Source organism: Pseudomonas sp. PIC25 (genome assembly GCF_002286785.1).
Classification (GTDB): Bacteria; Pseudomonadota; Gammaproteobacteria; order Pseudomonadales; family Pseudomonadaceae; genus Pseudomonas_M.
On record NZ_MUJY01000099.1, the window covers coordinates 46,942 to 67,521 of the forward strand.

18 protein-coding genes are annotated in these 20,580 nt (G+C 65.0%); all 18 read left to right on the forward strand.

Annotated features, from left to right (window positions below; translation table 11 throughout):
* Positions 1 to 22: 22 nt before the first annotated feature.
* The 18 genes from BZL41_RS12240 (at position 23) to ureC (ending at position 20,460) form a co-directional block, all read left to right on the forward strand.
* Positions 23 to 1,408 carry a DUF3426 domain-containing protein gene (locus tag BZL41_RS12240; RefSeq protein ID WP_095599557.1) on the forward strand — a complete coding sequence of 462 codons (1,386 nt, stop codon included), beginning with the start codon at positions 23 to 25 and terminating at the stop codon, positions 1,406 to 1,408.
* A gap of 229 nt (positions 1,409 to 1,637) precedes the next feature.
* A complete protein-coding gene (dusB, locus tag BZL41_RS12245; protein ID WP_095599558.1) occupies positions 1,638 to 2,630 on the forward strand; it encodes a tRNA dihydrouridine synthase DusB in 993 nt (330 codons plus the stop codon).
* Positions 2,627 to 2,947 (forward strand): DNA-binding transcriptional regulator Fis, encoded by a 321-nt coding sequence (gene fis, locus BZL41_RS12250; RefSeq protein WP_084338814.1) that lies wholly within the window; start codon positions 2,627 to 2,629, stop codon positions 2,945 to 2,947. The genes dusB and fis overlap by 4 nt, the downstream gene beginning before the upstream one ends.
* A gap of 96 nt (positions 2,948 to 3,043) precedes the next feature.
* Positions 3,044 to 4,651, forward strand: a complete 1,608-nt coding sequence (gene purH, locus BZL41_RS12255) for a bifunctional phosphoribosylaminoimidazolecarboxamide formyltransferase/IMP cyclohydrolase (RefSeq protein ID WP_095599559.1) — start codon at positions 3,044 to 3,046, stop codon at positions 4,649 to 4,651.
* Positions 4,652 to 4,754: 103 nt separating this feature from the next.
* Positions 4,755 to 6,044 carry a phosphoribosylamine--glycine ligase gene (gene purD / locus BZL41_RS12260; protein WP_095599560.1) on the forward strand — a complete coding sequence of 430 codons (1,290 nt, stop codon included), beginning with the start codon at positions 4,755 to 4,757 and terminating at the stop codon, positions 6,042 to 6,044.
* A 117-nt stretch (positions 6,045 to 6,161) separates the two neighbouring features.
* Positions 6,162 to 8,933 (forward strand): hybrid sensor histidine kinase/response regulator, encoded by a 2,772-nt coding sequence (locus BZL41_RS12265; RefSeq protein WP_095599561.1) that lies wholly within the window; start codon positions 6,162 to 6,164, stop codon positions 8,931 to 8,933.
* A gap of 21 nt (positions 8,934 to 8,954) precedes the next feature.
* Entirely contained in the window at positions 8,955 to 9,554 is a 600-nt protein-coding gene (locus tag BZL41_RS12270; RefSeq protein ID WP_095599562.1) for a MarC family protein, read from the forward strand.
* Positions 9,555 to 9,804: 250 nt separating this feature from the next.
* Positions 9,805 to 11,073, forward strand: coding sequence for an urea ABC transporter substrate-binding protein (urtA, locus tag BZL41_RS12275; protein WP_095599563.1), 1,269 nt, complete (start codon positions 9,805 to 9,807; stop codon positions 11,071 to 11,073).
* A gap of 149 nt (positions 11,074 to 11,222) precedes the next feature.
* Positions 11,223 to 12,794 (forward strand): urea ABC transporter permease subunit UrtB, encoded by a 1,572-nt coding sequence (gene urtB, locus BZL41_RS12280; RefSeq protein ID WP_095599564.1) that lies wholly within the window; start codon positions 11,223 to 11,225, stop codon positions 12,792 to 12,794.
* A gap of 127 nt (positions 12,795 to 12,921) precedes the next feature.
* The gene (urtC, locus tag BZL41_RS12285) at positions 12,922 to 13,998 is read left to right on the forward strand and encodes an urea ABC transporter permease subunit UrtC (RefSeq protein WP_095599565.1); all 1,077 of its coding nucleotides are present in this window, start codon (positions 12,922 to 12,924) and stop codon (positions 13,996 to 13,998) included.
* Entirely contained in the window at positions 13,995 to 14,843 is an 849-nt protein-coding gene (urtD, locus tag BZL41_RS12290) for an urea ABC transporter ATP-binding protein UrtD (RefSeq protein ID WP_256578147.1), read from the forward strand. Before urtC ends, urtD begins: the two co-directional genes overlap by 4 nt.
* Positions 14,844 to 15,194: 351 nt before the next feature.
* Complete coding sequence (gene urtE, locus BZL41_RS12300) at positions 15,195 to 15,893, forward strand: urea ABC transporter ATP-binding subunit UrtE (protein ID WP_095599566.1); 699 nt, start codon at positions 15,195 to 15,197, stop codon at positions 15,891 to 15,893.
* Positions 15,890 to 16,762, forward strand: a complete 873-nt coding sequence (locus BZL41_RS12305) for an urease accessory protein UreD (RefSeq protein WP_095599567.1) — start codon at positions 15,890 to 15,892, stop codon at positions 16,760 to 16,762. Before urtE ends, BZL41_RS12305 begins: the two co-directional genes overlap by 4 nt.
* Positions 16,763 to 16,865: 103 nt before the next feature.
* The gene (gene ureA, locus BZL41_RS12310) at positions 16,866 to 17,168 is read left to right on the forward strand and encodes an urease subunit gamma (RefSeq protein ID WP_084338795.1); all 303 of its coding nucleotides are present in this window, start codon (positions 16,866 to 16,868) and stop codon (positions 17,166 to 17,168) included.
* 15 nt (positions 17,169 to 17,183) lie between these two features.
* Positions 17,184 to 17,696, forward strand: a complete 513-nt coding sequence (locus tag BZL41_RS12315; protein WP_095599568.1) for a GNAT family N-acetyltransferase — start codon at positions 17,184 to 17,186, stop codon at positions 17,694 to 17,696.
* Positions 17,696 to 18,232 carry a GNAT family N-acetyltransferase gene (locus BZL41_RS12320; protein ID WP_095599569.1) on the forward strand — a complete coding sequence of 179 codons (537 nt, stop codon included), beginning with the start codon at positions 17,696 to 17,698 and terminating at the stop codon, positions 18,230 to 18,232. Before BZL41_RS12315 ends, BZL41_RS12320 begins: the two co-directional genes overlap by 1 nt.
* The gene (locus BZL41_RS12325) at positions 18,229 to 18,534 is read left to right on the forward strand and encodes an urease subunit beta (protein ID WP_095599570.1); all 306 of its coding nucleotides are present in this window, start codon (positions 18,229 to 18,231) and stop codon (positions 18,532 to 18,534) included. Before BZL41_RS12320 ends, BZL41_RS12325 begins: the two co-directional genes overlap by 4 nt.
* 225 nt (positions 18,535 to 18,759) lie before the next feature.
* Complete coding sequence (ureC, locus tag BZL41_RS12330; RefSeq protein ID WP_095599571.1) at positions 18,760 to 20,460, forward strand: urease subunit alpha; 1,701 nt, start codon at positions 18,760 to 18,762, stop codon at positions 20,458 to 20,460.
* Positions 20,461 to 20,580: the final 120 nt, after the last annotated feature.

Sequence of the window (20,580 nt, forward strand, 5' to 3'; positions counted from 1 at the left end):
CCGCCGGCCGCCGGACCCTTGCATGACCGAAACCTTCGTCACCCAATGCCCCCATTGCCAGACCAGCTTCCGCGTCAACCGCGCGCAGCTCGGCGCAGCCCATGGCGCAGTACGGTGCGGTGCCTGTCTGCATGTCTTCAATGCCGCCCGGCATCTGCTCGGCGCGCAACCAGCCGCCGCACAACCGGCGCAACCTCCCATGCCGCCCGCCAAGCCCTCTGCGCCGCCGGTCACGGCATCGCCAGCCCCGGCGCAACCGGCCCAGGCAGCGCCGGCTGCTGTACCGCCTCGACCGCTACCGACGCCTCCGGCCGGAAAGCCGGCCAGCGATACACTGTGGATTCACGACGACCTCGACCTGGACAGTCTCGACCTGGACGAAGAACTGGCGAAGCTGGAACGGGAAGAGCAGGCGCTGCTGTCGAAGGAGTTCCTCGCCTTGGAAAAGGCGCCGAAGCCCGGGGAAAGCCTGCTGAAACCCCAGGAAGAAACGCCGAACCGGCACGATGAGTCCTGGGCCGAAGCCCTGCTCAACGAGGAGCCACCGAGCCGCCCCGCCAGCCTGACACCACCGCCAGCCTCGTTGCCGCCGAAGTTCTCCGCTCCGGCCGTAGCCGCAGCGTCCGAGGAAATCCCCGAGATTCCGGCGAGCGCCAAACCACGCAGTGAACCTTCGATTTCCAGGCTGCCCGCCAATGAGGACGACGAAGAACGGGTTGACCTGAAACTGAAGGCCGACCGCGACGACGATCCGCTGGGCGATTTCTATGGCTTCGACGACGTGACCGCCGAAGCGCCCACTACGGATGACGACGAGCCCGAAGCACCTCAGCAACCCTCCCGCCAGGAGCCGGCGTTGCGCGACGACAGCCTCTACGACCTGGCCGACGAACCGCTGCAACTGGACTGGCAACGACCGAAGAAACCCTGGGGTCGCTGGATCGGCTGGGGTGTGCTGAACCTGCTGGCCCTGCTCGCACTCAGTGGGCAATACATCTGGTATCACTTCGACGAACTGGCGCGCCAGGACCGCTACCGCCCCTGGTTCGAGCAGCTCTGCCCGGAACTCGGCTGCACACTGCCGTCCAAAGTGGACATCGCCCAGGTCAAGAGCAGCAACCTGGTGGTCCGCAGCCATCCGCAATTCGCCGGCGCATTGGTAGTGGATGCCATCCTCTACAATCGGGCGCCTTTCGCCCAGCCGTTCCCGCTACTGGAGCTGCGCTTCGCCGACCTCAACGGTCAACTCCTGGCCAGTCGCCAGTTCAAGCCGAGCGAATACTTGGGCGGCGAGCTGGCCGGACAGACGGAAATGCCGCCGCAGACGCCCATTCACATTTCCCTGGATATCCTCGATCCGGGTGCCAAGGCCGTGAACTACAGCCTCAGCTTCCACTCGCCCGAGTAGGCCGTTCGTCCGGCCTTTCGAGCCCCATCATTTCCGCCATTTATTAAGCACCAGCGAACCGCTGGCGATAAGCCGACAGCTGTTCAGAATATATACAAAAACAGCGCAAAGACTGTTCAGAATATATACAAAACAGCCTTTATCCGGTCATCGAGAGCGGGTATCATGCCCACCCTTTTTCATAGTCCCCCGATCGAACCTGAGCGCAGTCTCCAAGCAGGGAAGACACATGGCGGTACGCATCGGCCCTTACACGTTGCCCAACCGGTTGATCCTCGCCCCGATGGCAGGCGTCACCGACAGACCGTTTCGTCTGCTGTGCCGTCGCCTCGGCGCCGGCCTGGTCGTGTCCGAGATGGTCACCAGCGACGTACGCCTGTGGAACAGCCGCAAGTCGCGCCTGCGCCTACTGCACGAAGGGGACCCGGAGCCACGCTCGGTGCAGATCGCCGGAGGTGACCCGCAGATGCTCGCGGAAGCGGCCCGGCGTAATGTCGAGCTGGGCGCCCAGATCATCGATATCAACATGGGCTGTCCGGCCAAGAAGGTCTGCAACAAGGCCGCCGGCTCCGCCCTGATGAAAGACGAAAGCCTGGTCGATGCGATTCTTCAGGCAGTGGTCGCCGCGGTGGACGTGCCGGTGACCCTGAAGATCCGCACCGGCTGGGACCGACAGAACAAGAACGGCCTGCGCGTGGCAAAGATCGCCGAGCAGGCCGGGATCGCCGCGCTGGCCGTGCATGGCCGTACCCGCGCAGATCTGTACACCGGCGAAGCCGAGTACGACACCATTGCCGAGATCAAGCAGGCGGTGTCGATGCCGGTGTTCGCCAATGGCGACATCGACTCGCCGCGCAAGGCCCGCACGGTGCTCGAACGCACCGGCGCCGATGCGCTGTTGATCGGCCGGGCTGCCCAGGGGCAGCCGTGGATCTTCCGCGAGATCGAGCATTACCTGGCGACCGGCAACGAACTGCCGCCGCCGTCGTTGACCGAGGTGGAACGCATTCTGCTTGAGCACTTGGCCGCGCTTCACGCCTTCTATGGCGAGGAAATGGGCGTACGCATCGCCCGCAAGCACGTCGGCTGGTATCTCGCAACTCTGCCGGGCGCCAGGGAGTTTCGCGCCCATTTCAATCGTTTGGACAATACGGACGCGCAATGCGCCAACGTTCGGCAGTACTTCGCCGAACGTCAGAACGGAGAAGAGGTGGCCGCATGACGACGATGACCGAGACTTTAGTGAGTGGAACCGCACCCGTGAGCGACAACGTCAACCTGAAACAGCACCTGACCACGCCGAGCGAAGAGGGCCAGACCCTGCGCGGCAGCGTGGAGAAGGCGCTGCGCAACTATTTCGCCCACCTCGAAGGGGCCTCCGTCACCGACGTCTACAACCTGGTGCTTTCCGAAGTGGAAGCCCCCTTGCTGGAAACCGTCATGAACTATGTGAAAGGTAACCAGACCAAGGCTTCCGAACTGCTCGGCCTCAACCGCGGCACGCTGCGCAAGAAGCTCAAGCAGTACGACCTTCTCTAAGCCTCGAGTTGCAAGCCACAGGCCTCAAGTCGAGGCGTTTTCTTCTTGTAGCTTGCAACTTGTAGCTTGCAGCTAAAAAAACCTGATGGAATCGTTATGACCGACCAGACCACCCGCCTTCCCGTCCGCCGCGCACTGATCAGCGTTTCCGACAAGACCGGTATCCTTGACTTCGCCCGCGAACTCGTCGCGCTCGGGGTTGAAATCCTGTCCACCGGCGGGACCTACAAGCTGCTCAAGGACAACGGCATCGCCGCGGTGGAAGTCGCCGACTACACCGGCTTCCCGGAAATGATGGACGGTCGGGTCAAGACGCTGCATCCGAAGATCCATGGCGGCATCCTCGGCCGTCGCGACCTCGACGGAGCGGTGATGGAGCAGCACGGCATCAAGCCGATCGATCTGGTGGCGGTCAACCTCTACCCCTTCGAAGCCACCGTGGCCAAGCCCGATTGCGACCTGCCCACCGCCATCGAGAACATCGACATCGGCGGCCCGACCATGGTCCGTTCCGCGGCGAAGAACCACAAGGACGTCGCCATCGTGGTCAACGCCGGCGACTACGACGGTATCGTCGAGAACCTCAAGGCCGGCGGCCTGACCTACGCCCAGCGCTTCGACCTGGCGCTGAAGGCCTTCGAGCACACCGCCGCGTACGACGGCATGATCGCCAACTACCTGGGCACCATCGACCAGGGTCGCGACACCCTCTCCACCGAGAGCCGCGGCGCCTTCCCGCGCACCTTCAACAGCCAGTTCATCAAGGCCCAGGAGATGCGCTACGGCGAAAACCCGCACCAGAGCGCGGCCTTCTACGTCGAGAGCAAGCCGGCCGAGGCCAGCGTCGCCACCGCGCGCCAGCTGCAGGGCAAGGAACTTTCCTTCAATAACGTCGCCGATACCGACGCTGCCCTGGAATGCGTGAAGAGCTTCGTCAAGCCGGCCTGCGTCATCGTCAAGCACGCCAACCCCTGCGGCGTCGCCGTAGTGCCGGAAGACGAAGGCGGCATCCGCAAGGCCTATGACCTGGCCTACGCCACCGACACCGAATCCGCATTCGGCGGCATCATCGCCTTCAACCGCGAACTGGACGGCGAAACCGCCAAGGCCATCGTCGAGCGCCAGTTCGTCGAGGTAATCATTGCGCCCAAGGTCTCCCAGGCCGCTCGCGACGTAGTCGCCGCCAAGGCCAACGTACGCCTGCTCGAGTGCGGCGAGTGGCCGGCCGAGCGTGCACCGGGCTGGGACTTCAAGCGCGTCAACGGCGGCCTGCTGGTGCAGAGCCGCGATATCGGCATGATCCAGGCGTCCGACCTCAAGGTGGTCACCAAGCGCGCGCCCACCGAGCAGGAAATCCATGACCTGGTGTTCGCCTGGAAAGTGGCCAAGTTCGTTAAATCCAATGCCATCGTCTACGCCAAGAACCGCCAGACCGTCGGTGTCGGCGCCGGCCAGATGAGCCGCGTGAATTCCGCCCGCATCGCCGCGATCAAGGCCGAGCACGCCGGCCTGGAAGTGAAAGGCGCGGTGATGGCCAGCGACGCCTTCTTCCCGTTCCGCGACGGCATCGACAACGCTGCGGCGGCCGGTATCACTGCGGTGATCCAGCCGGGCGGCTCGATGCGCGACAATGAAGTCATCGCCGCCGCCGACGAAGCCGGCATCGCCATGGTCTTCACGGGTATGCGCCACTTCCGCCACTAACAGCGAGCCGCAAGCCACGAGCCTCGAGCTGCAAGCAAGAGCCACCCGCTTTTACTTGTCGCTTGAGGCTTGAAGCTTGCCGCTCTCTCCGCAGGAGAGATTTATGAACGTATTGATCATCGGCAGCGGCGGCCGTGAACACGCCCTGGCCTGGAAAGTCGCCCAGGACCCGCGCGTCGAGAAGGTCTTCGTCGCGCCGGGCAACGCCGGTACCGCCACCGAGGCAAAGTGCGAGAACGTCGCCATCGATGTATTGGCGCTGGACAAGCTGGCCGATTTCGCCGAGCAGAACGTGCAACTGACCATCGTTGGCCCCGAGGCCCCGCTGGTCGCCGGCGTGGTGGACCTGTTCCGCCGCCGTGGCCTGGCGATCTTCGGCCCCACCGCCGCCGCCGCCCAACTGGAAGGCTCCAAGGCCTTCACCAAGGACTTCCTCGCCCGCCACAAGATTCCCACTGCCGCCTACCGGAACTTCACCGAAGTCGAGCCGGCACTGGCCTATCTGCGCGAGCAGGGCGCACCGATCGTGATCAAGGCCGACGGCCTGGCTGCGGGCAAGGGCGTGATCGTCGCCATGACCCTCGAGGAAGCCGAAGCCGCCGTGCGCGACATGCTTTCCGGCAATGCCTTCGGTGACGCTGGGGCGCGGGTGGTGATCGAAGAGTTCCTCGAAGGCGAGGAAGCCAGCTTCATCGTCATGGTCGACGGCAAGAACGTCCTGCCGATGGCCACCAGCCAGGATCACAAGCGCGTCGGCGACGGCGATAGCGGCCCCAACACCGGTGGCATGGGTGCCTATTCCCCGGCCCCGGTGGTCACTCCGGACGTACACCAGCGCGTGATGGACGAAGTGATCTGGCCGACCGTGCGCGGCATGGCCGAGGAAGGCAACGTCTACACCGGATTCCTCTATGCCGGCCTGATGATCGACAAGACCGGCGCCCCCAAGGTGATCGAGTTCAACTGCCGCTTCGGCGACCCGGAAACCCAACCGGTGATGCTGCGTCTGGAATCCTCCCTGGTGCTGCTGGTCGAGGCCGCCCTGGCCAAGGCCCTGGATAAGGTCGAGGCGACCTGGGATCCGCGTCCGACAGTGGGCGTGGTGATCGCCGCCGGTGGCTACCCGGGCGACTATGCCAAGGGTGACGTGATCGAGGGCCTGGACGCCGCCGCCAGGATCGATGGCAAGGTATTCCACGCCGGTACCGCGCTGAAGGACGGCCAGGTCGTCACCGCTGGCGGCCGCGTGCTGTGCGCCACCGCCATCGGCCCGAGCGTGTCGTCCGCCCAGCAACAGGCCTACCGCCTGGCCGAGCAAATCCGCTGGAACGGCAGTTTCTATCGCAAGGACATCGGCTATCGTGCCATCGCCCGGGAGCGTGGCGAGAAATAAAACGCAGAAAAAGCGAAAAAAGCGTGTCGAAGTCGGACTTATGTCTGACTTCGGTGCGTTACTCGGGAGCAGGCGCTTGTCTATAATCGGGCCACTTACTCACGAAGGGACTTCGCCGTGCGTCGGCTCAGGAATGCCATAGCCCTCTTCGTCAGCCTCCTGCTGACCCTGCTCTGTCAGTTACCTGCCCAGGCGCAGGAGGGGCAGTGGTTCGCGCTGATCGACCACGACGCCACGCTACAGCTCGGCGACATCCGTTCCCCCCGCTACCATTCGCAATTCACTCCGGTCGAACTCGACCAGCTCTACACCCCGGGCGGCCCCAACGCCCTCTGGCTGCGCTATCGCCTGCAGCCGGAAGATAGCGAACAACTGATACGGGTCTTCGCGCCTTACCTCGCCTATCTCGACCTGTACGTGATGCGCGGCGACGAACTGCTCACCCATACCCGCACCGGCGCGCGCCTGCCCTTCGCCGACCGCCCACTGCCCAGCCGCGATTTCCTGCTGCCGCTGCCCATCGCCCACGAGCCGCTGGATATCTATCTGCGTCTGGCATCGGAACATGCCCTGCGCCCCACCGTCAGTCTGCAATCCGCCGCGATGATGGCCGCCGACGATAACCGTCCGCTGCTCATAGGCCTGCTGGTCGGCGGCCTGGTCATGCTGGTCCTGTATAACCTGCTGCGCTTCGTCTACACCCACGCCCTGAGCAGCCTGTGGCTGGCCGGCACCCAGCTCGCCATCCTCAGTACCGCGCTCAGCCTGCTGGGCATCAGCACACCCTGGCTCGGCGAATGGCAGACCGCCCAGCCGCAGATCGCCAACCTCTCCATGCTGCTGGCAATGCTCGGCGCGCTGGCCTTCACCGCCAGTTTCTTCCGCCGGGTCTGCTCCAATACGCCGCTCACCGGCCTGCTGATCGGCGAAATCGTGGCGATCGGCCTGATCTGTCTGATTCTGCTGATCGCCACGGACCTGCAATTCAACCAACTGGTCTACCTGCTCTCCGCCCTGGCCGGGCTTACCATCCTGCTGGTGTCCGCCTACCACTGGGCCCATGGCTACCGGCCGGCCCGGCTGTTCACCCTGGCCGTACTGATCTTCTGCTTCGCCTTCATTGGCACCCTGCCGGCGCTGTTCGGCTACTGGCAAGTGAAGTCGGATTGGCTGGTCTATGGCCTGCTGGCCGTTTCCACGGTCAGCGGCATGATGCTCAGCCTGGCTCTGGCGGAACGCCAGCGGCGCATCGTCCAGGACAAGTTCACCGCCAGCCGCGCCCTGGCGGCCAGTTCGGCCGAACTGAAGGCCAAGGCCGAATTCCTCGCCAAGATCAGTCATGAAATCCGCACCCCGATGAACGGCGTGCTGGGCATGACCGAGCTGTTGCTGGGTACCCCGCTGTCGGCCAAGCAGCGCGACTACGTACAGACCATCCACAGCGCCGGCAACGAGCTGCTCACCCTGATCAACGAGATTCTCGACATATCCAAGCTGGAGTCCGGGCAGATCGAGCTGGACGACGTCCAGTTCGACCTCAACGCCCTGGTCGAGGACTGCCTCGACATCTTCCGCGCCAAGGCCGAGCAGCAGAAGGTGGAGCTAATCAGCTTCATGCAGCCGCAGGTCCCACGGGTGATCAGCGGCGATCCGACACGCCTGCGCCAGACCCTTCTGAGCCTGCTGGACAATGCCTTCAAGCAGACCGACGAAGGCGAAATCCTGCTGGTGGTGGCCTTGGACAGTAGCGGCGACAGCCCGCGCCTGCGCATCGCCGTTCAGGACAGCGGCCGACCGCTGGAAGCCAGCGAACGCGAAGCGCTGCTGAACGCCGAGCTGCACAGCAAGGATTTCCTCTCCGCCACCAAGCTCGGCGGCCGCCTCGGCCTGATCATCGCCCGCCAACTGGTAGGCCTGATGGACGGGCAGTTCGGCATCCAGAGCGGCGGCACACAGGGCAACACCCTCTGGCTGACCCTGCCGCTGGACGCCGAGCGCCTGGAGCAGCCGGTCACCGACCTGGACAGCACCCTGCAAGGCGCCCGTCTTCTGGTGGTTGACGACAACGACACCTGTCGCAAGGTGCTGGTACAGCAGTGCAGCGCCTGGGGCCTGGCGGTCAGCGCCGTTCCGTCCGGCAAGGAGGCGCTGGCCCTGCTGCGAACCAAGGCGCACCTGCGCGAATACTTCGACGTGGTCCTGCTCGACCAGGAAATGCCCGGCATGTCCGGCATGCAGCTGGCGGCGAAGATCAAGGAAGACCCCAACCTCAGCCATGACATCCTGGTGATCATGCTCACCGGCATCAGCAACGCGCCGAGCAAGATCATCGCCCGCAACGCCGGCATCAAACGCATCCTAGCCAAGCCGGTGGCCGGCTACACGCTCAAGACCACCCTCGCCGACGAACTGGCCCAGCGCAAGAAAGGCGCCGGCACGCGCCTGCCGCCGACACCGGTCAGCGAGCCGCTCGCCGTGCCCAGCGACTTCCGCATCCTGGTCGCCGAAGACAACACCATCTCCACCAAGGTCATCCGCGGCATGCTGAGCAAGCTCAACCTGCAGCCGGATACCGCCAGCAACGGCGAAGAAGCCCTCAGCGCGATGAAGGCCAAACAGTACGACCTGGTGCTGATGGACTGCGAAATGCCCGTGCTCGACGGCTTCTCTGCCACCGAGCAACTGCGGGAATGGGAAATCCGCGAGCAGCGCCCGCGCACACCGGTGGTGGCGCTCACCGCGCATATCCTCGCCGAACACAAGGAGCGCGCCCGCCAGGTCGGCATGGATGGCCACATGGCCAAGCCGGTGGAACTGTCGCAGTTGCGCGAACTCATCGAGCATTGGGTGACGGAAAAGGAATTGCGCCGCCAACACGTGCTGCCCTGACGCCCCTTACAAGAGCCCTTTATGCTTTCCGAGTTGTTCAGCCTTTACCTGAGACTACTGGTGCTCTACAGCCCGTTCTTCGTGCTGTCCTGCTTCATCGGCCTCAGCCGCGGCTACACGGTGAAGGAGCGCAAGCGACTGGCCTGGAAGGTCGCCCTCGGCGTACTGGTCGCCAGCGTCCTGCTCTACCTGTTCGGCCGGCACATCTTCGTGCTGTTCGGTATCACCATCGACGCCTTCCGCATCGGCGCCGGCAGCGTGCTGTTCATTTCCGCGCTGGGCATGGCCCAGGGTAAGTCCGCCGTGCAGAGCGACAACGTCCAGCAGGACGTTACCATCGTGCCGCTGACTATCCCTCTCACCGTCGGCCCCGGCACCATCGGTGCGCTGCTGGTGATGGGCGCCAGCCAGCCGCACTGGGACGACAAGCTGCTCGCCGTGCTGGCGATCCTCCTGGCCAGCGTCACCGTCGGACTGGTGCTGTACCTGTCAAACCGCTTCGAACGCCTGCTCGGCGACCAGGGCCTGCAGATCGTCAGCCGCCTGATGGGCCTGTTCGTCTGCGCCCTCGCCGCACAGATCATCTTCACCGGGGTGAAGAACTACCTCGCCACGCCCTGATCCTCCCGTTTCCGCGATCGCCATCCGCCAGCACGGCCACGCCCCAAACGAGGGCAAACCGCTGGCGGCAACCGGACGCACGCCCCCGCTTCGCACCAAACGAGTGCGATGCATTTCGCAGACGCTCCCTGCACTTCTTCGCAAATCCCTTGAACTCGGGCGTTTGCATCGCTTGGCACGGATGCTGCCATTGGCTCTGTGACCCGCAGGGTCTCACCCTAAAAGATGCGCATGGATTGGAGCCCGCCACATGAAACGCCGTCCCCTTCTGAAATCCACCCTGGCCGTCAGCGCTCTGCTGCTCAGCGGCCTGTTCCCGTACAGCATCCAGGCTGCCGAGACCATCAAGGTCGGCATCCTGCACTCGCTGTCGGGCACCATGGCCATCTCCGAGACCTCGCTCAAGGACATGGCGCTGATGACCATTGACGAGATCAACGCGAAGGGCGGCGTGCTCGGCAAGCAACTCGAACCGGTGGTGGTCGACCCGGCCTCCAACTGGCCGCTGTTCGCCGAAAAGGCGCGCCAGTTGCTGACCCAGGACAAGGTGGCAGTGACCTTCGGCTGCTGGACCTCGGTATCGCGCAAGTCCGTGCTGCCGGTCTACGAAGAACTCAACGGGCTGCTGTTCTACCCGGTGCAGTACGAAGGCGAAGAACTCTCACCGAACGTCTTCTATACCGGCGCGGCACCGAACCAGCAGGCCATCCCGGCCGTCGAGTACCTGATGAGCGAAGACGGCGGCGGCGCCAAGCGTTTCTTCCTGCTCGGCACCGACTACGTCTACCCGCGCACCACCAACAAAATCCTGCGCGCCTTCCTGATCTCCAAGGGCGTGGCGGAGAAGGACATCGAAGAGGTCTACACCCCTTTCGGCCACAGCGACTACCAGACCATCGTCGCCAACATCAAGAAATTCTCCGCCGGCGGCAAGACCGCGGTGATCTCCACCGTCAACGGCGACTCCAACGTGCCCTTCTACAAGGAGCTGGCCAACCAGGGCCTGGAAGCCACCGACGTGCCGGTAGTGGCCTTCTCCGTGGGCGAAGAGGAACTGCGCGGCATCGACACCAAGCCGCTGGTCGGCCACCTGGCTGCCTGGAACTACTTCCAGTCGGTGGAAAACCCGGTCAACACCGCATTCGTCGACAAGTGGAAGGCCTACGCCAAGGCCAAGGGCCTGCCGGGCGCCGACAAGGCGGTGACCAACGACCCGATGGAAGCCACCTACGTGGGCATCCATATGTGGGCCCAGGCCGTCGAGAAAGCCGGCAGCACGGATGTCGACAAGGTCCGCGAGGCGCTCGCCGGCCAGACCTTCGCCGCACCGTCCGGCTACACCCTGACCATGGACAAGACCAACCACCACCTGCACAAGCCGGTGATGATCGGCGAGATCCAGGAGGACGGACAGTTCTCCGTGGTCTGGGAAACCTCCAGCCCGATCCGCGCCCAGCCGTGGAGCCCGTTCATCCCGGGCAACGACAAGAAGCCGGACTACGCGGTGAAGTCGAACTGAGCGGGAAAGTCCCTTTCCCGCCCTCTCTCCAGCGATGAAGGGCTTGCCCAGCTTGCCTACCCTCTCCCGCTTGCGGGAGAGGGGTCGGGGGAGAGGGTGTCCCTAGCCCGGACGCATCCAGGCTACGGCTCCATTCGAAGGACCTTGCAATGCCCACAGCCGTTATCCGAATCCTGCTGTCACTGACCTTGTTGCTGCCGCTGACCAGCCATGCCGGCGATGCCGCCGATTTCGCCCGGGCCAACCCGGCCAAGCAGGCCAAGCTGCTGGAAAGCTGGGGCGCCGAACCCGATCCCGCCCGCCTGCCGCTGCTCGAAGCCTTGCAACAAGGGCGCATCGCCCTGGACGGCGAGAAGAATCTCTTCGTCGACGAGTCCGGCACGCTGAAACCGCTCGAAGGCAGCGCCGAACCCGTGGGGACGACACGCAAACTGCGCCTGAACAACCGCTTGCGCGGCCTGCTCAACGGCGCCCTGGCCAGTCACGCGCTGCTGGCCGACGATGCCGCCGCCCGCCTGGCTGCCGCCCTGCAACTGCAGAAGAGTGCCCGCCCCGCGCAATTGCCCCTGCTCAACCAGCGCATGGTCGCCGAGCAGGACGACGCCGTGAAGAACGCTCTCGCCCTCGCCCTGGCCAACCTGCAACTGACCGACCCGGACCCGGCGATCCGCCTGGCCGCCGTGCGTCTGCTCGGCGAAACTGGCGACCCGCTGGCACGCACCCGCCTGGAGGGCCTGCTCGAACCCGGCGCCGAACAGGACGCCGCGGTGCGCACCGCGGCCGAGACCAGCCTGGCACAGATCAAGCGCCGGCTGCTGGTCGGCGAGCTGCTCGGCCAGGCCTTCAGCGGCCTGTCCCTGGGCAGCATCCTGCTGCTCGCCGCCCTCGGCCTGGCCATCACCTTCGGCCTGCTCGGGGTGATCAACATGGCCCACGGCGAAATGCTCATGCTCGGCGCCTACACCACCTACATGGTGCAGCTGCTGTTCCAGCGCGCCGCCCCCGAATACCTGGCGATCTACCCGTTGGCTGCCCTACCGGTGGCCTTCTTCGTCACCGCCGCCATCGGCATGGCGCTGGAACGCACCGTGATCCGCTTTCTCTATGGCCGTCCGCTGGAAACCTTGCTGGCAACCTGGGGCATCAGCCTGATCCTCATCCAACTGGTGCGCGTGGCGTTCGGCGCGCAGAACGTCGAGGTCGCCAACCCGGCTTGGCTATCCGGCGGCATCCAGGTGCTGCCCAACCTGGTGCTGCCCTACAACCGCCTGATCATCATCGGCTTCGCCCTGTTCGTGGTGGCGCTGACCTGGCTGCTGCTGAACAAGACCCGCCTCGGCCTCAACGTCCGCGCCGTCACCCAGAACCGCAACATGGCCGCCTGCTGCGGCGTGCCCACCGGCCGCGTGGACATGCTCGCCTTCGGCCTCGGCTCCGGCATCGCCGGTCTCGGCGGCGTGGCCCTGAGCCAGATCGGCAACGTCGGCCCCGACCTTGGCCAAAGCTACATCATCGACTCCTTCCTGGTAGTGGTGCTCGGCGGCGTTGGCCAGCTCGCCGGCAGCGTGCTGGCGGCCTTCGGCCTGGGCATCGCCAACAAGATCCTCGAACCGCAGATCGGCGCCGTACTGGGCAAGATTCTGATCCTGGCGCTGATCATCCTGTTCATCCAGAAGCGCCCGCAGGGGCTGTTCGCACTGAAAGGACGGGTGATCGACTGATGAAAATGCCAATCCGCCATCCAGCCGCTTTTCGTAGGAGTGAACTTGCTCGCGAAACGATGCCCGGTCATTCGCGAGCAAGCTCGCTCCTACAGGTGCCCCTCGTCGAATTGGAAGGGAATCGCCGATGAACCAGCCCCTCACTCTCACGGCCGCGCAGAAAGCCGGTCCGGCCGTCACCATGCTGGTGTTCGGCGCGGTACTGGCGTTGCTCGTCGCCCTGCCCCTGCTGCACCTGTTGCCGGAGGACAGCGCCCTGCACGTCTCCGCCTACACCCTGACGCTGGTGGGCAAGATTCTCTGCTACGCCATCGTTGCCCTGGCGCTGGACCTGGTCTGGGGCTACGCCGGCCTGCTGTCCCTCGGCCACGGGCTGTTCTTCGCCCTCGGCGGCTACGCCATGGGCATGTACCTGATGCGCCAGAGCGCGGGGGACGGCCTGCCGGCCTTCATGAGCTTCCTCGCCTGGACCGAACTGCCCTGGTACTGGTACGGCACCAGTAGCTTCCTCTGGTGCCTGGCCCTGGTGGTGCTGGTACCCGGCCTGCTGGCACTGGTGTTCGGTTTCTTCGCCTTCCGTTCGCGGATCAAGGGCGTGTACTTCTCGATCATGACCCAGGCGCTGACCTTCGCCGGCATGCTGCTGTTCTTCCGCAACGAAACCGGCTTCGGCGGCAATAACGGCTTCACCGGGTTCAGCCGCATCCTCGGCTTCTCGATCACCGCGCCGGGCACCCGCGCCGTGCTCTTCCTTGCCACCGTGGCGCTGCTCGTTGGCAGCCTCTACCTCGGCTGGCGGCTGGCGCAAAGCAAGTTCGGCCGGGTACTCACCGCCGTGCGCGACGCCGAGAACCGCCTGATGTTCTGCGGCTACGACCCGCGTGGCTACAAGCTGTTCGTCTGGACCCTGAGCGCCGTGCTCTGCGGCCTTGCCGGTGCTCTCTACGTACCGCAGGTGGGCATCATCAACCCCAGCGAAATGGCGCCGACGCAATCCATCGAGGCCGCCGTCTGGGTCGCGCTCGGTGGACGCGGCACCCTGGTCGGCCCGCTGCTCGGCGCCGGAATCGTCAACGGCATGAAGAGCTGGTTCACCGTGGCCTTCCCGGAATACTGGCTGTTCTTCCTCGGCGCGCTATTCATCGTCGTCACCCTGTTCCTGCCCAAGGGCGTGTTCGGCCTGTTGAAGAAGGGGCAACCATGAAAGCCAGCGCCACCCCCGAACTCATGCTCGAACCGCTGCTCGATGCCGGCAGCGGGCGCGATGCCGTCGGCCTCGGCTCGCGCGCCGGGAAGCGACTCGACGTCCGCCACGGCACGATCCTCACGCTGGAAGACATCAACGTCAGCTTCGATGGCTTCAAGGCCCTGCGCGAGCTGACCCTGTACATCGGCGTCGGCGAACTGCGCTGCGTGATCGGCCCCAACGGCGCCGGCAAGACCACGCTGATGGACGTGATCACCGGCAAGACCCGCCCGGACAGCGGCAACGCTTATTTCGGCGAAACCTTCGACCTCACCCATATGAGCGAAGTCGAGATCGCCCAGGCCGGCATCGGTCGCAAGTTCCAGAAACCCACAGTGTTCGAAGCGCTGTCGGTGTTCGAAAACCTCGAACTGGCGCTGAAGGCCGACAAGTCGGTCTGGGCCAGCCTGCGCGCGCGCCTCTCCGGCGAACAGCGCGACCGCATCGACGAAGTGCTCGCCACCATCCGCCTGGACGGCTCGCGGCAACGCCCGGCCGGCCTGCTGTCCCACGGCCAGAAGCAATTCCTCGAGATCGGCATGCTGCTGGTCCAGGACCCGCAACTGCTGCTGCTCGACGAACCCGTCGCCGGGATGACTGACGCCGAGACCGAATTCACCGCCGAGCTGTTCAAGTCCCTGGCCGGCAAACACTCGCTGATGGTGGTGGAACACGACATGGGCTTTGTCGGCAGCATCGCTGACCACGTCACCGTGCTGCATCAGGGCCACGTGCTGGCCGAGGGCTCGCTGGAGCAGGTGCAGGCCAACGAGCGGGTGATCGAGGTGTATCTGGGACGATAAAGGCAGCGGCAAGTTTTAAGCCGCAAGCTGCAAGCTGCAAGCTGCAAGCAAAGCGGTGTTTTCTGATCGTTCCCACGCTCCGCGTGGGAATGTAGTTCGCGACGCTCTGCGTCGCTGGGGACGCAGAGCGTCCCGGTATGGGTTCCCACGCAGAGCATGGGAACCATCAAGCAGGGGAACCACACGGGATCGTTCCCACGCTCCGCGTGGGAATGCAGTTCGCGACGCTCTGCGTCGCTGGGGACGCGGAGCGTCCCGGTATGGGTTCCCACGCGGAGCATGGGAACCATCAAAAGAGGCTCCGGCTTTTCTTGGAGCTGGAAGCTTGAAGCTCAAAAAGCGGGAGTCCATATGTTGCAGGTCAGTCGGTTGCATCAGTACTACGGCGGCAGCCATATCCTCCGCGGGCTGTCGTTCGAAGCCAGGGTCGGCGAGGTCACCTGCCTGCTCGGCCGCAACGGCGTGGGCAAGACCACCCTGTTGCGCTGCCTGATGGGGCTGGTGCCGGCGAAGGAAGGCCAGGTGAACTGGGAGGGCCGTGCGATCACCGCACTCAAGCCGCACCAGCGCGTGCAGGCCGGGATCGCCTACGTGCCCCAAGGGCGCGAGATATTCCCCCGACTGACGGTGGAGGAAAACCTGCTGATGGGCCTGTCGCGTTTCAGCGCCAGGGAAGCCAAGGCGGTGCCGGACTTTATCTATGAGCTGTTCCCCGTTCTGCGGGAAATGAAGCAGCGCCGTGGCGGCGACCTTTCCGGCGGTCAGCAGCAGCAACTGGCCATCGGCCGCGCCCTGGCCAGCCGGCCACGGCTGCTGATCCTCGACGAACCCACCGAAGGCATCCAGCCATCGGTGATCAAGGAAATCGGCGCAGTGATCAAGAAACTCGCCGCGCGGGGCGACATGGCCATCCTGCTGGTCGAACAGTTCTACGACTTCGCCGCCGAGCTGGCCGACCAGTACCTGGTCATGTCCCGTGGCGAGATTGTCCAGCAGGGTCGGGGAGACAGCATGGAGGCCGACGGCGTGCGCGGGTTGGTTGCGATATGACAGCAGCGGCACGCTACAAGCGGCAAGCAGTCAGAGAAGAGCAGGAGACGCCGGCGTTCACCCCGTCCTGGCATGCCGAGCTGGAGCTGGCCTATGCCCGTATCGGCGAATGCACCCGGCCGGTATTGCGTCGTCATCAAGGCCCCTTGCGCGTGCAGAAGCACCTGTATGCGGAAGGCCCTGAAGTCTGCCAGCACATCGTCGTGCATCCGCCCGGTGGCATTGCCGGTGGAGACCAACTGTCGATTTCCGCCCATGTCGGCGAGGGCGCCTGGGCCCAGCTCACCAGCCCCGGCGCGGCCAAGTGGTACCGCGCCGCCGGTCCGGCCCGGCAGACTCTCGATCTGCAGATCGCGGCCGGCGCCACCCTGGAATGGCTGCCGCAGGAAACCATCGTCTATTCCGGCGCCCAATCCGGGCTGGAGAGCCGCATCGAACTGAGCGGCGATGCCCGCCTGTTCTATTGGGACATCGTCGCCCTGGGCCGTCCGGCCAGCGGCGAACGCTTCGATGCCGGACATTTCCAGGCGCGCCTGGACATTCGCCGCGACGGCCAGCCGCTCTGGCACGAGCGCCAACGCGTGCTCGGTGGCGACGGGCTGCTCGACTCCCCCATCGGCCTGGCGGGGCAGCCGGTCTTCGCTACGCTGATCGCCAGCGGCGAAATCGACGCCGAGCGGCTGGACGCCTGCCGCGCGTTGCCCAGTGCAGTACGCGGCGACCTGACCCAATTGCCCGGACTGCTGGTCGCCCGCTGCCTGGCCGCCGAGGCACTGCACGCCCGCGCCTGGCTGATCGCCCTCTGGCGCCTGCTGCGCCCCGCGCTGCTGGGTCGTGAGGCCGTCGCGCCACGCATATGGAATACATGAACGAACCGACATCCGCCGGCTGGAAAACCGCGTAGCGTTTTCGCCGATGCAACCGATAGCGGGACAAGGCCGAGCCCTTGCCCTTCACGATTGGAGTAACGAGATGGACCTGAGCCCTCGCGAAAAAGACAAGCTGCTGATCTTCACCGCCGGCCTGGTGGCCGAGCGCCGTCTCGCCCGTGGCCTCAAGCTCAATTACCCGGAGGCCATGGCCTATATTTCCGCCGCCCTGCTGGAAGGCGCCCGCGACGGCCAGACCGTCGCCGAGCTGATGCACTATGGCACCACCCTGCTCAGCCGCGAGCAGGTGATGGAAGGCGTACCGGAGATGATTCCGGAAATCCAGGTGGAAGCCACCTTCCCCGACGGAACCAAGCTGGTCACCGTGCATCAACCGATTCCCTGATTCAGAGGAACCGCCATGCACATCCGTGACGCCACCGATGCCGACCTCGCCGGCATCCTGGAGATCTACAACGACGCCGTGCTCAACACCACGGCGATCTGGAACGAAAAGACCGTCGACCTGGCCAACCGCCGCGCCTGGCTGGCCGAGCGCAACGCCCGGGGCTACCCGGTGCTGGTCGCCGTCGACGAGCAGGACCAAGTGCTCGGCTATGCCTCCTTCGGCGACTGGCGCACCTGGGACGGCTACCGGCACACCGTCGAGCATTCGGTCTACGTGAAGAACGACCACGTCGGCGCCGGGATCGGCAAGGCGCTGATGCGCGCCCTGATCGACCGCGCCCGCGCCCTCGGCAAGCACGTCATGGTGGCCGGCATCGAGAGTGAGAACCGCGCCTCGATCCACATGCACCAGCAGCTCGGCTTCGTCCATGTCGGCCAACTGCGCGAGGTCGGCACCAAGTTCGGCCGCTGGCTCGACCTGACCTTCATGCAACTGATCATCAACCCGCAACGGAGTGCGACCTGATGCCCAACCTGACCATTACCCGCGTCGCCGCGAACGACTTCGAGCACTATCGGCCAGGGCTCGCCGAGCTGCTGATGGATGCCGTGCGGCACGGTGCTTCGGTGGGGTTTCTCGCCGATATGCACGTATCCGAAGCGAACGCCCTGTTCGACCGCTATCTGCCGGGCCTGCATGACGGCTCGCGGTTGCTCTGGGTGGCCGAAGCGGACAGCCGGGTGCTCGGCAGCGTGCAGCTCGCCCTGTGCCAGGACCGCAACGGCCTGAACCGCGCCGAAGTGCAGAAGCTGCTGGTGCTGTCCAGCGCGCGCCGGCGTGGCATCGCCCGGCAACTGATGCAGCGCATGGAAGGCGAAGCGCAGGAGCTGCATCGGGGCCTTCTCTATCTGGACACCGAGGCCGGCTGCCCGGCGGAGAAGTTCTATCAGGCGATGGGCTACACCCGCATCGGCGGAATGCCCGACTACGCCTGCGGCCCGGACGGCGTGTACCGGGCCAATGCCATCTACTACAAGACCCTGTCGAGGAGCGCATCATGATTCCCGGCGAATACCGGATCCAGGACGGCGAGATCGAACTCAACACTGGCCGCCGCACCGTCACCCTGAGCGTCGCCAACAGTGGCGACCGGCCGATCCAGGTCGGCTCGCACTACCACTTCTTCGAAACCAACGACGCCCTCGCCTTCGACCGCGCCGCCGCCCGCGGCATGCGCCTGAACATCCCGGCCGGCACCGCCGTGCGCTTCGAACCGGGCCAGACCCGCGAGGTGGAACTGGTGGAGCTGGCCGGCGACCGCCGCGTGTTCGGCTTTGCCGGGCGGGTCATGGGAGAGCTCTAAGGCGACGGCAAGTGAGAGCGACGCGGTCTCTCTTGTGGCTTGAAGCTGATTTCGATGGTTCCCACGCTCTGCGTGGGCACCCATACCGGGACGCTCCGCGTCCCAGCGACGCGGAGCGTCGCGAGCTGCATTCCCACGCGGAGCGTGGGAACGATCAACGAAACACCGAAGCATTCACGTGAGGCTTGCAGCTCGGAGCTTGCAGCCTGAATCCGAGGAACGAGGATGAAGATCAGCAGACAAGCCTATGCCGACATGTTCGGTCCCACCGTCGGCGACAAGGTGCGCCTGGCCGATACCGATCTGTGGATCGAAGTGGAACAGGACTTCACCGTCTACGGCGAAGAAGTGAAGTTCGGCGGCGGCAAGGTGATCCGCGACGGCATGGGCCAGGGCCAGCTCTGTGCTGCCGATGTGGTCGATACGCTGATCACCAACGCGCTGATCCTCGACCACTGGGGTGTGGTCAAGGCCGACGTCGGTCTCAAGAACGGCCGCATCACCGCCATCGGCAAGGCCGGCAACCCGGACATCCAGCCGGGCGTGACCATCGCCATCGGCGCCGGCACCGAAGTGATCGCCGGAGAAGGCATGATCCTCACCGCCGGCGGCATCGACACGCACATCCACTTCATCTGCCCGCAGCAGATCGAAGAAGCCCTCATGAGCGGCGTCACCACCATGATCGGCGGCGGCACCGGACCGGCCACCGGCACCAATGCCACCACCTGCACCCCCGGTCCGTGGCACATGATGCGCATGCTCCAGGCCGCCGATGCGTTCCCGATGAACCTTGGCTTCACCGGCAAGGGCAATGCCTCGCTGCCAGAACCGCTGATCGAACAGGTCGAGGCCGGCGCCATCGGTCTCAAGCTGCATGAAGACTGGGGCACCACCCCGGCAGCCATCGACAACTGCCTGAGTGTGGCCGACCGGTACGACGTGCAAGTCGCCATCCACACCGACACGCTGAACGAATCCGGCTTCGTCGAAACCACCCTGGCCGCCTTCAAGGGCCGCACCATCCACACCTACCACACCGAAGGTGCCGGCGGCGGCCATGCGCCGGATATCATCAAGGCCTGCGGTTTCCCCAACGTGCTGCCCAGCTCGACCAACCCGACCCGGCCGTTCACCCGCAACACCATCGACGAACACCTCGACATGCTGATGGTCTGCCACCACCTCGACCCGAGCATCGCCGAGGACGTGGCCTTCGCCGAGAGCCGCATCCGCCGCGAAACCATCGCCGCCGAAGACATCCTCCATGACCTCGGCGCCTTCAGCATGATCAGCTCCGACAGCCAAGCCATGGGCCGCGTCGGCGAAGTGATCACCCGCACCTGGCAGACCGCCGACAAGATGAAGAAACAACGCGGCGCCCTGGCCGAGGACGCGCCCGGCAACGACAACTTCCGCGCCAAACGCTATGTCGCCAAATACACCATCAACCCGGCGATCACCCACGGCATCAGCCACGAGGTGGGCTCCATCGAAGTGGGCAAGTGGGCCGATCTGGTGCTCTGGCGCCCGGCCTTCTTTGGCGTCAAACCCTCGCTGATCCTCAAGGGCGGGGTGATCGCCGCCAGCCTGATGGGCGACGCCAACGCCTCCATTCCAACCCCTCAGCCGGTGCACTACCGGCCAATGTTCGGCAGCTTCGGCGGCAGCCTGCACGCCAGCAGCCTGACCTTCATCAGCCAGGCCGCCTTCGACGCGGGCGTTCCCGAGCAGTTGGGCTTGAAGAAAACCATCGGCGTGGTGAAAGGCTGCCGCAACGTGCAGAAGAGCGACCTGATCCACAACGGCTACACCCCGGCCATCGACGTCGACCCGCAGACCTACCAGGTCAAGGCCGATGGCCAGTTGCTCTGGTGCGAGCCGGCGGAGGTGCTGCCGATGGCGCAGCGGTACTTCCTGTTCTGACGGTGCAAGGTGGCGTGATACGGGCGAGTAAACATCCACGTTCGTAGAACGTGGACTTGCTTTTGGCCCCCTAGAAGGGGGCACGGCCAGCCCTCAAAGAAGGCTGGCCGTCCATATCAC